The sequence below is a fragment of the Chryseobacterium sp. Marseille-Q3244 genome (genome assembly GCF_940807095.1).
GTDB lineage: Bacteria > Bacteroidota > Bacteroidia > Flavobacteriales > Weeksellaceae > Chryseobacterium.
In genome coordinates, this window is the sequence record NZ_CALNWX010000001.1 from 215702 (window position 1) to 227236 (window position 11535).

The window sequence follows — 11535 nt, forward strand, 5'->3', positions numbered from 1 at the left end:
TTTTTACAAGATAATATTTTTCAGAAAAAAAACAAAATCAATTTTTCGTTAATAACATTTTTTAATATAAATTTAATCTCAATTATTTATTATTTTATAAAAAATCAATAACTTTATATAATAATTTTCTGATTTTTAAACGTTTAACTTAAAAATTAATTTCCAGAAAATCATGATTACCCATATTAGATGTATGATTATTGATGATGATGAACTGGACAGGCTGGTTCTTCAGCATTATATTAAACAGTATGAGAATATAGAAATTGTCGCTTCTTTTGATTCGGCTGAAAAAGCAATTCCTTATCTCGAACTTCCCATTGATCTTCTGATCGCCGAAACCAATTTAAAAGGGATGAGCGGCCTGGAGTTTCGCAAACTAGCGCATCGAATTCCTGCTTGTATCTTTGTAAGCTCCCATCCGGAAGTGGCCGCCTGTGTTTTTGAGATCAACACCCTGGATTTTATCACCAAACCCCTCACTTCAGAACGTTTTCATTACTCCATGCAGAGGCTCTTCGAGTTTTTCAAGGTAAAAGAAAAATGTGAACACTATGATGCTATATTGGGGCATGATTTTATTAAAATTAAGGAAAGTGGAAACATCTTTCAGATCAGAAAGACGGATATTCTTTACCTGGAGGCACTCAAAGATTACACCCGAATCATTACACTTGAAAAAAAACACTGTATTCTTGATTCTCTGGGAAACCTTTTACATAAAAGTTTTTTCGATTCTTTTGTGAGGATACACAGAAGCTATGCGGTACCCAAACATCTCATCCGTGGGAAAAGCTGTCATGAAATAGAGTTAATTCATCATATCAAGCTTCCTATCGGCAGAACGTATAAAAATAACCTGTCTTTCTTTGAGCCTTAAAAAGCGATTACAAATCAACAATAATTATCAAAATGCCATTGGTCGATTATTTTTGCAGTTGGTCTATTTTCCAGCAATCTGGTTATGATAGGTAGTAATTTAGTCTTCCGAATTTTCTTATGTAAAAAAATTGAATTCATCATCTTAAAACAGTTATCTATGAAAAAGCATTTATTTCAGGACATTACAAAACAATTCCCAACAGACAGGCATATCATAATACAATAAATTCTAGGAACACAAAAACAATGATCGGGCTATCCACTACTGCCTCTTTGGCAGAAATAAAAAAACAATTTCTAAAAACTAATGACCCTTAAAAACTAATAGCCCAGAAAAGCTGATAACCAAACTAGATTTTTCAAACAAAAGAAGTCCGCTCATTAGCGGACTTTTATATGTAAGCATTGAGATTATCAATCCCAATCAGCTGCTACAAATTTCATAGTATTCCCTTGGTTGTCAGACAACGTAAGAAAATGTCCCTCAACAGAATACCTTGTCATAGTCTCAAGCTTCTTCTGAAAAGAGCTTTCCAGATTCATATCCTGACAGGCTTTCATCGTACTTACTCCTTGGGAAATCTTCACAGCTCCGCCTTTTTTAAATTCGGAAGTAAAAGACATCTGGTTACAACCCATATATGCACTTCCATAAATCTTACCTTTTTCCATCTTCCCGGTCAGGTTCATCTCTGCTTTATGAGCGATCAACTGATCTTTAGAAAAACCATCGAAAGAAACCAACATCCATTGTCTTTGTAAATAAGGATTTTTATCCGGGACAGCGGAACAATTGAACATAAGTCCTAAGAATAAGACAGCCAAAAGGGGGAATAATATTTTTTTCATGCTGATTATCATCCCATTTTCGTACCAATCCGGGGCAGAATCTCATAAAAATTAGTAAATTAGCGACACAAAAATTATTTTATAAAATGAAAAGACTATTTCTACTATTCACTTTCTTGCTGAGTTTTGCTCAGATGAGGGCGGATGAGGGGATGTGGCTTCTTATGCTTGTCAAAAGACTTAACGGTGTTGATATGCAAAAAGAAGGTTTACATCTAACGCCTGAAGAAATTTATTCAGTTAACAATTCCAGCTTAAAAGACGCTATTGTAAGTTTTGGCGGATTCTGTACGGGGGAAATTGTTTCTGATAAAGGACTTTTATTCACAAACCACCACTGTGGTTACGGAGCTGTAGCTGCGGCTTCTACTCCTGAAAAAGATTATCTGAAGAATGGTTTCTGGGCCATGAAACAGAAGGATGAATTCAATGCAAAGGATCTTTACGTAAGATTTTTAGTAAGAATGGATGATGCTACTCAAAGAATCACATCCAAGCTAAACAACAACATGACCGGAGCAGAGAGAAAAGCTGTAATTGATGCTGAAACTAAAGCCATCCAAACAGAAAACTCTGAAAACGGAAAATATACTGTAGTGGTAAAAGATTTCTTCAACGGAAATGAATTCTACTATTTTGTATATCAAGACTATAAAGATGTTAGATTAGTAGGTGCACCTCCTTCATCATTAGGAAAATTCGGTGGTGATACGGATAACTGGGAGTGGCCAAGACACACTGCGGACTTTACTGTTTTCAGAGTGTATGCTGATGCTGCTGGAAATCCTGCTGAATATTCTCCTAGCAACGTTCCTATGAAGCCTAAGCATTTCTTACCGGTTTCTCTTAAAGGAATTAAGCCTGGTGATTTCTCTATGATTCTTGGATATCCTGGCAGAACAAACCGTTACCTTACTTCTTACGGAATTCAGCAGATGGTAAACAAAGACTATCCGGCTTGGGTTGAAGCTTCTAAAACGGCAATGGACGTAATGAAGAAGTACATGGATAAAGATAAAGCGACTCAGCTTAACTATGCTTCTCAATATGCTTCTGTTGCTAACTACTGGAAAAACAGACAGGGAACCATTGATGCCGTGATGAAAAACGGAACGATCACTGATAAGATAGGTATTGAGGACAAGTTCAAAACATGGGCGGCTCAACCAGGAAATACTATGTATGATGGTATTTTAGATGATATCAGTATCTATTACAAACAAACTTCTGACAGAAGTGTTGAAAGAAACTATGCTGCTCAGTTCACTAGAAATGCTAAATATATTTCCCTTGCGTTACAGGTAGGTTCTGCTTTAAAAGCTTATGCTGCTCAAGATATGCAAGGAAGATTGGCTATGAAGTCTAAAACTGAAGCTGCAATTAAAGCGGCTTATGAAAACTTCAGCACTCCACTAGAAGGAGAAATGCTTGCTGCAATGACCAGCCTTTACCAGGCAAGAGTAAATAAAGATGTTGCTTCTGCTACCATCTTAGCATTAGATGCTAAAACGGTTTCTAACTTAGCTTACTCTTCTATTTTTGCAAACAAAACTTCTGTTACAAACTTCTTATTAAATCCTGATGCTTTAAAACTTGATGCTGATCCACTTTGGAAAGCAGCAAACGGTATCGTTGCGGATCAGAAAATGAATAATGAAAGATTTGTTAAAATAGATGATAATTTCGCTAAAAACAGCCGTCTATTCTTAGCTGGGTTAGTAAAAGCTATGCCTGAGAAGAAATTCTATCCGGATGCTAACTCTACGATGAGATTAACTTATGGTACTGTAGATAAACTTCCTATCAGAGAAGACAGAAACTATTTTGGTGTTACAGATAACTACTATACAGACATGTCTGGTCTTGTTGGAAAATACAAGAAAGGTGATGAAGAATTCGACCTTCCTCAAAGAGTAATCGATCTTTATAACCTTAAAGATTTTGGACAGTATGCTGACGCAAAAGGTTATATGCCTGTAAACTTCCTTTCTAACAATGACATTACAGGAGGTAACTCTGGTTCTCCGGTAATTGATGGAGACGGAAACCTTATCGGTATTGCATTTGACGGAAACAGCGAAGCATTAAGCGGAGATATCGTATTCGAGCCTGAATGGCAGAAAACAATCAACGTAGATGTTCGTTTCGTTCTTTGGACGATTGATAAATTTGCTGGGGCAAGAAGATTAGTTGATGAATTAAAGCTTGTGAGAGATGCAAACACTCCGGCTGATACAAAAACTAAAAACTCAGGTACTACAACAATGCCTAAGAAAACAAAGAAAAAATAATCTTATCTGATATATTTTTAAACCGTGGAAGTAATTTTCACGGTTTTTTTTATTTTTGAATATTAAAATACTGATCATGAGTTCTCAACCTATATTATTCAATGCTATCATTAAACAAAACGGAACAATGAATGCTGCTTTTGTAGAGTTTCCTTTTTCAACAGAAGAGCTATTCAACAAAAAAGGCCAGATAAAAATTAAGGCCACATTAGATGGGAAGGTTGAATATCGCGGAAGTCTAGCTAAAATGAAATCCGATTGCCATATATTAGGGCTGACTCAGGAAATCAGAAAACAGCTTGGAAAAACTTTTGGAGATGAAATTTCCGTTTCTCTTATTGAAGATAAGGAAGAACGAATTGTTGAGATTGCCAATGATATTGCTTTTATATTTAATGAAAATCCGGATGCAAAAGTATTATTTGATAAGATGAGTTATACTCATAAAAAAGAATATATCCGCTGGATTGAAGAAGCTAAGAAGCCTGAAACAAGAGAAAACAGAAAGATAAAAATGATTCAGATGATTCTTGAAGGAAAAAAGGGGATATAGACTCCTTTCTTTACCTATTACATTTTCACTTCTGCTTCTAAATATTGTTGCCCACCGCCGTTGGTAACTGTTAGAAATCCGTCATAATGAGCAATCTTCACACCAAGATCGTTTATCACCTCTTTAAAATATCCTCTCTTTTGTATATTATCAGGTTGCCATAAAAACTGTGCAGATTTTCCTCTTTGGTTCTTAAAGATCAATGAATTGAGCCTGTTTGCAACGCCAGATGATTTAAGATCTATCACTACACTTTCATAGGCTACAAATTCCTTAGCTATTACCATACAATTATTCATTTTCTGTTATTTTTGATTATATTTTTTATCCTGAAACAAAAATCTTGATCTGTAGCGACAGAACTCGACGTGTTATTTATTAAAAATGAGCTATCAAAAATAACCTGACAGATAACCAACTTATTAAAAAAAAAGGAATATATAAAAAGGTTGCCCGAAAAATTCCGGGCAGCCTTTATCTCATTTGGATCATTTAGATCTATTTTATACAAATGGAGCCTTTAAATCATTTACAATATTTGTTGGCAACCCTGAAACATTGGCATGTTTTACATTATTTACAAAAGACACACTGTCTGCTGAAGGAAATGTATAATCTCCGGTAAAGACACAGTTTTGAAAAAGAGCATGACTCAACATGTCAATAACTCCGCCTTTCCATTCTACATTATTAAACTGGATATTAGAAGTAGAAAACGATGCACTTGCGTAATCGGTATTGAAACTATTAATCGTTCCTCCATCCATAATCAGTTCTCCTAAATTTGCGCCACTAAACACAATTCTACCATACCCAAAACAGTCAGTTAAATATATATTAGCTCGGCGGCTATTAACTTTGTGATCTATAGAATTTAAATAGACACATGTTGTATCAAGTGCATTTGTTGTCAACCTCCCGCTAATTTCTATATTTGTATCGTAGATCAACTGTTTGATATCATCTTTAATAATTTGTACAGCAGCATAACTTGTCGTAGACTTCGCATTGAGAATCGTATCTGTAATTCTCAGGTGTTTAATGTTAACATACTCCCTATTCAACACACCTAAAAAAAATCCATATACTTTACCTGCATCTGTATTAATAATTGGATTGATTATATGAAGACTTTCAGGAAGTTTTGGAGTTACCTTATATTTATCCAGCATTTTATCTCCAACATTACCCCCAGGAGTAGTATACGAGAACATATAGATATCTCTTTTGCCTGATTGGTCATTAGGATTTTCGCTATTAAAAACAGGGGTATTTATCTTTACAATTCCTCCTAAGCTGGGAGTATCCAATCTGATTCCAAAGAATATAGTAGCACTCCCATTTACTACGGGAGAATTTAGAGTAATATCATTGCCTGCAAATTGAAATGCCGCCGCCCCTAGACCTGTTTTTACTATAGTATGATTAGCTATAAATCTATCTGTCCAATGGTCATCTATCCCATCTTGCCAAACACCTCTGTTGATCGTAACATCTACACTATTTCTACCGGTATAACCATGTCTGCATTCTATTACGTTTCCATCATTAATAACAAGTCCTATTGAATAATAATTTGCAATACCATAACCACTACCATCTTTCCTGAATCCATGTATAAAAGGACTATTTATGATAACATCAGCGCAAGCATTCACTTCCAGTGCTACGGCACCAAAATTATTAAGCTTATTAAGAATTTGTGGACTATTAAGAGTAACATTATCCCTATATACAAATAAATATGCTTCTTTATTTAAAGACTCTGCTATTTCAATTGTTAGATTATCTATAGTGATATGTTCCTCCGGAACAAATTTCTTCACATTTAGCGGGGGTGAATTAGCTTCTTGCAGATAAGAACAAACTAAAGGCGTTGTCAATCTACCATCTAAACTTCTAATAAACTCACTCTTTTTATAAGCTGTTTCTAAAGAATTATCACGATCAGTTAAAATCTCCTCAGATTGAAAGAATAAGTTAACAGCTCCAATATTACTAAAGCCTACATCAACACTTCCTCTTTTCATTTTTCCAGGAATCCATGAACTTATATCCACTATTTCCTCATTAAATTTTCGGGTAATCTTTATGGCAACCTCTGTATTTTCATTAATCAGGATAAATTTCCCATCACATCTCCCACTTGTTTTAATTTCAAAAGACTGCTTTACAACCACTTTACATTTTCCCGGAATCACCCAAAAGAGGTTATTAGCATTTACATACTTAAAATAGGATATTACAGATTGAGAATCATCATACATTCCATTCCCTTTTACCCCAAAGTATCTGATATCCAAATCATGGGCAAAATTATGTTCCAGCTTGATCCCTCCGGTCTCAACGATACTCCCTGCATCATCTGCATCTAGTGTGGCAGACAAGTGATAAACAATAGGGTTGGGAGTATCTCTTTTTTCATAATATCCTAAAAGACAGACTCCCTTATAAACACCATTTTGAAGATCTGTTACTTCTGAAGCCGATAGGTTTTTCATCTCAGCCATAGTGTTCTTTACAATACATGGAAAACTCATAAAAATATTTTTTGTTGGTTAGTTTTGAAACAAAGATTATCTTAGGTAACTATTCATCTTTTGTTCTCAAGCAAATTTAGTCCTACCCAACGCCAAAACTTGACGTATTATTTCTAAAAAAATCCTCCTACCCCCCTTTATTTCCATTATTAAAAAATTTTTTTGTCAGGATTAGAAAAAGTCCCCGACTATCCTTTTAAATACAACTTAAAAAAATCACTATTATGAAAAGGACCTTTTTAAAAATTACGGTGGCTGTAGCAGGAATTATGACAGCATTTACTCTTTCTTCCTGCAATGATTCAGACAATAATATGATGGATTTATCTTCTCAAAGAACCATCATCTTTGAAAATGTCATTACCCCAAAAGATTTTGTGGAAAGTGGGAACTTTCAGGGAACCGGAGCCGTTCCTGTCATTTTACCCGGACAATCCGTATCCGTCAAGTTCAGTGCGGGGAAAACACAGGCATTGATGTTCGCAACGATGTATGGCGCTTCAAAAGATTGGTTCTTTGCTTCTCAACAGCCAGGCATCAAATTGTTTGAAACCAACGGGAAAGCCATTACCGGAGATGTTTCTTCCAGCGTATTGCTGTGGGACAACGGAACGAAGGATAATATGACCGGACAAGTGGAAAGCAAGCCTATTGCTCAGGTTCCTAATGTGAATGCCTCACAGCTGATGAAACTTAATCTTGACTACAATGAGATGACGTCGGAATTCACATTAACAATTACCAATACTTCTGGTGGAACAGCCAATGAAACGCCTTTTTCACCTGGAGTCTGGGCTGTTTCTAATTACAACGGCTCTCAGCTGCTAAACAACGCACCGTTCTTTACTCCGAATGCTTTATCTAATCCCGAAATTACGGACATAGCCCAGATGGGAAGTATTGGTAAGATGACAGCAAAGCTTAGCGCCAATACTGGGATTATAACAGGCCTTTCCCCTGCTTTGGTTGTAATTTATCGCGGAGATAAAAATCCAATCTATGAATTGGGAAAAATGGATAATGGAATGGGATTAAAGGAGATTGCCCAATTTGGAAATGTAAGTAAACTTCAAAGCAGCTTACAATCTTTACCAGGGATTAAAGGAATCTATGTTGCCGGAAATGCTCCTGTTCCACCGGGAAATAAAATTATGACTAATTTCAAAGCAGATCCGGGGGATAAAATTGCTTACGTTACCATGTTTGGTTTTTCCAATGATTGGTTCTATGCAAATGAAGTAAGTATTGACGCAACAGTAAAGGGTGAGCTGAGCTCCAAAACAGCTTTATTTGATTCCGGTACTGGAGTAGATCAATACCCTGGAGCTGGAAACCGCCAGGCGTTATTTGGAGGAACCCCACAAAGTGAATCCATGGTTATTTCAAAAGTTGGAAACCAGTATCCTGTTCCTGCTGTACAAAATGTAATTAAGGTCACGGTGAACTAAATTCATATGATGAAATAAAAAATACCAGGCAGCTTTCTGTCTGGTATTTTTATGTTAGGAGGTTAAATTACAAAGACAACATTCTAATCGTCACTAAGCATTCCAAAATTCCCGGTCTAAACTCCTGTACTGTATGGCTTCAGAAATATGATGGGAGAGTATTTTTTCGGATGCTTCAAGATCAGCAATGGTACGGGCAACTTTAAGGATCCTGTCATATGCTCTGGCGGAAAGGTTCAGTTTTTCCATAGCCAACTTAATAAGTTTGAAAGACGCTTCATCCAATTCACAGAATGCTTCAATTTCTTTTGGGCCAATCTGGGCATTGCTGCTGATATTAAGATTTTTATATCGTTCATTCTGAATCTCTCTTGCTTTCAGAACCCTTTCCCGGATATCTTTACTTTTCTCTCCTTTTCTCTTTTCTGAAAGCTGTTCAAATTCTACTTTCTGAACTTCAATATGAATATCAATCCTGTCTAAAAGCGGTCCGGAAAGCTTATTCATATACCGCTGCATTTCATATACAGATGAGGTATTATTGGGGTCATCCGGAAAAAAGCCACTTGGACTGGGATTCATTGAAGCGACTAGCATAAAGCTTGCAGGATAATTGACCGTAAACCTAGCTCTTGAAATGGTCACTTCCCGATCTTCTAAAGGTTGCCTCATCACTTCCAGCACTGTCCGTTTAAATTCTGGCATTTCATCCAGAAACAGAACTCCATTATGAGCCAGTGAAATTTCTCCTGGCTGAGGGTAACTCCCTCCACCTACAAGGGCAACATCTGAAATCGTGTGGTGGGGAGATCTAAAAGGGCGAACCGTCATTAATGAAGCTTCTGTTCCTATTTTCCCTGCCACGGAATGTATTTTTGTAGTTTCCAGAGCCTCTTTTAATGTTAAGGGAGGTAAAATACTCGGAACTCTTTTGGCCAACATTGTTTTTCCACTTCCTGGAGGGCCGATCAGAATGATATTATGACCACCGGCAGCAGCCACTTCCATGGCTCTTTTTGCCGTTTCCTGGCCCTTAACTTCTGAGAAATCAAATGGGAAATTATTAATTCTTTCATGAAATTCTTTTTGGGTATCCAGTATCACCTTCTCAATAGGTTTTCCTTCATTAAAAAAATCAATAACTGTCTTTATATTTTCTACCCCATAAACCTCAAGATCGTTAACAATCGCCGCCTCCCTTGCATTTTGTATGGGAAGAATAATTCCTTTAAAACCCTCTTCCCTAGCCTGAATTGCGATTGGTAAAACTCCTTTGATAGGCTGTAGGCTTCCGTCCAGCGAAAGCTCACCCATAATGATATAGTTTTGAATTTCTTCGGCCAGAATCTGATCTGATGCGGCTAAAATGCCAATAGCTATACTTAGATCATAAGCGGAACCTTCTTTTCTCAGATCAGCCGGAGCCATATTAATTGTAATTTTTTTTCCGGGAATTTTATACCCTACATTTTTCAATGCAGCAGAAATCCTGTAACTGCTTTCTTTGATGGCATTATCAGGAAGCCCTACCAGATGGTATCCTACTCCACCAGTATCTACATTTACTTCAATCGTTATCGTCTGGGCCGCAACGCCATGAATAGCACTGCCATAAATTTTGATCAGCATAATGTGTTTTTGAAGTAAATGTAATTAATATACTATTTTAAAAATCTGATAGTTATGCTGATAATTTTCTATAGAAAATAAAATTTTGAAAATGATTTTAAGAAAAGTGAATGTTTAAAATCTATTTAATTCTTAGTTATTACAATTAGCAACAAACAGAGGTTTCCCTGACTTTTTTACAGCAACCCGAGGCTGTGAAGTGCCTGTAATTCTATCAAATTTCATCAATACATCATTATAATGATAGTCTTTACTTTTAAAATTCAGTTGTTTGACTGGCACAGCAGGATTTATGTATACATTCCTTAATTTGTCATATTTATAGTCATTCAAATCTATTGTGCCGTTCATATCATCATTTGTGTTATAGGAATTGTTCACCAACTTATAATCTGCGGCAAAAGCCATATTGAAAGATTGATTCAAAAATTCTAATTCTTTTTCATTGGAAAACACCTCTTTAACAGAATGTTTTTTAATAACTTCATCTGAATCTCTATTCACATCTGACAACCCTTTTTTTGTAATTTTAAAAATAAAATCATGATGATATAAGCTATCCTGCATATGCTGAACAATAAAATCATTATAATCACCGGTTGAAAATTGATACATCAATTTTGGAATATCTGCCTCTATCCTATTTTCAGAGTTTTTTTCTTCCAATAAGGTAATAGCAGAAAATTTTTCTTTGAAAATATGGACATTGGGATAATCCAGGCAGTTAGCTCCATCGTTGAAAAGAGATTGCATTTTGTTTGGAAATTCACCCACTACAATATTGCTATTTCCTATACCATCACCAGTAAAATTGACTCTCATTCCTTCTTTTATGTCAGGGTTTTTGCGGGCATACATATAAAATTTAGCTTCTGGATTTATAGGCTTCAGATAGAGAAGATCTTTTTCAACAGTCCATGTTCCTTTTATCAAGGTTGCATAGGCAATGATCACAAATGTTTTATTTTTATTAATAACAAAGGCCGCTCCCTTTGCTTTATACACCCCATCGATGTTTTCTTCATTTTTTTGAGCATATATCAACACGGTACAGAATACCATCAAAGGCAAAAGCAGTTTATTAAGATTCAATTCCATCATTAAACATTTTGATAAATATCGTAAAAATCTCACGGCAGAACTCTAAAAATTTTCATAAAGGTGAATTTTCACTTGAATTGATTTAAAAAAATGATTGTAAACTAGACTTTTATAATCATACAAAGTATAATGAAATACATGGATCTGATTCGTTTGGAAAGGGTAAAGCCTATGGTACTTTTATGTGAATGATGAATAATGGCAGAACAATCTCCGGATTCTTGCAAATTTTAGTTGTTGGA

Annotated in this window: 9 protein-coding genes; 4 read left to right on the plus strand and 5 right to left on the minus strand. The window is 35.7% G+C overall.

All coding sequences use genetic code 11. The annotated features are described in order from the left end of the window. Positions 1–172 precede the first annotated feature (172 nt). Positions 173–880, plus strand: a complete 708-nt coding sequence (locus tag NBX25_RS00940; protein WP_250252384.1) for a LytR/AlgR family response regulator transcription factor — start codon at positions 173–175, stop codon at positions 878–880. Positions 881–1296: 416 nt separating this feature from the next. Here NBX25_RS00940 and NBX25_RS00945 read toward each other — a convergent pair whose 3' ends face one another. Next, entirely contained in the window at positions 1297–1731 is a 435-nt protein-coding gene (locus tag NBX25_RS00945; RefSeq protein ID WP_250252385.1) for an META domain-containing protein, read from the minus strand. A gap of 86 nt (positions 1732–1817) precedes the next feature. On the opposite strand from NBX25_RS00945, the gene NBX25_RS00950 reads away from it, so the two are divergent. Beyond that, complete coding sequence (locus NBX25_RS00950) at positions 1818–4022, plus strand: S46 family peptidase (protein ID WP_250252386.1); 2205 nt, start codon at positions 1818–1820, stop codon at positions 4020–4022. Between the two features lie 76 nt (positions 4023–4098). Next, positions 4099–4575: a YdeI/OmpD-associated family protein gene (locus NBX25_RS00955; RefSeq protein WP_250252388.1), complete on the plus strand. Its 477-nt coding sequence runs from the start codon at positions 4099–4101 to the stop codon at positions 4573–4575. Between the two features lie 17 nt (positions 4576–4592). Here NBX25_RS00955 and NBX25_RS00960 read toward each other — a convergent pair whose 3' ends face one another. Beyond that, on the minus strand, positions 4593–4874 hold the full coding sequence (locus NBX25_RS00960; RefSeq protein WP_250252390.1) for a hypothetical protein: 282 nt from the start codon (positions 4872–4874) through the stop codon (positions 4593–4595). Positions 4875–5078: 204 nt separating this feature from the next. Beyond that, a complete protein-coding gene (locus tag NBX25_RS00965) occupies positions 5079–7115 on the minus strand; it encodes a hypothetical protein (RefSeq protein WP_250252392.1) in 2037 nt (678 codons plus the stop codon). A gap of 224 nt (positions 7116–7339) precedes the next feature. On the opposite strand from NBX25_RS00965, the gene NBX25_RS00970 reads away from it, so the two are divergent. Continuing rightward, positions 7340–8563 (plus strand): spondin domain-containing protein, encoded by a 1224-nt coding sequence (locus NBX25_RS00970; RefSeq protein ID WP_250252394.1) that lies wholly within the window; start codon positions 7340–7342, stop codon positions 8561–8563. A 93-nt stretch (positions 8564–8656) separates the two neighbouring features. Here NBX25_RS00970 and NBX25_RS00975 read toward each other — a convergent pair whose 3' ends face one another. Together NBX25_RS00975 and NBX25_RS00980 are read right to left on the minus strand one after the other, a co-directional pair. Continuing rightward, entirely contained in the window at positions 8657–10192 is a 1536-nt protein-coding gene (locus NBX25_RS00975; RefSeq protein WP_123909432.1) for a YifB family Mg chelatase-like AAA ATPase, read from the minus strand. A gap of 132 nt (positions 10193–10324) precedes the next feature. After that, entirely contained in the window at positions 10325–11293 is a 969-nt protein-coding gene (locus tag NBX25_RS00980; protein ID WP_250252396.1) for a hypothetical protein, read from the minus strand. Positions 11294–11535: the final 242 nt, after the last annotated feature.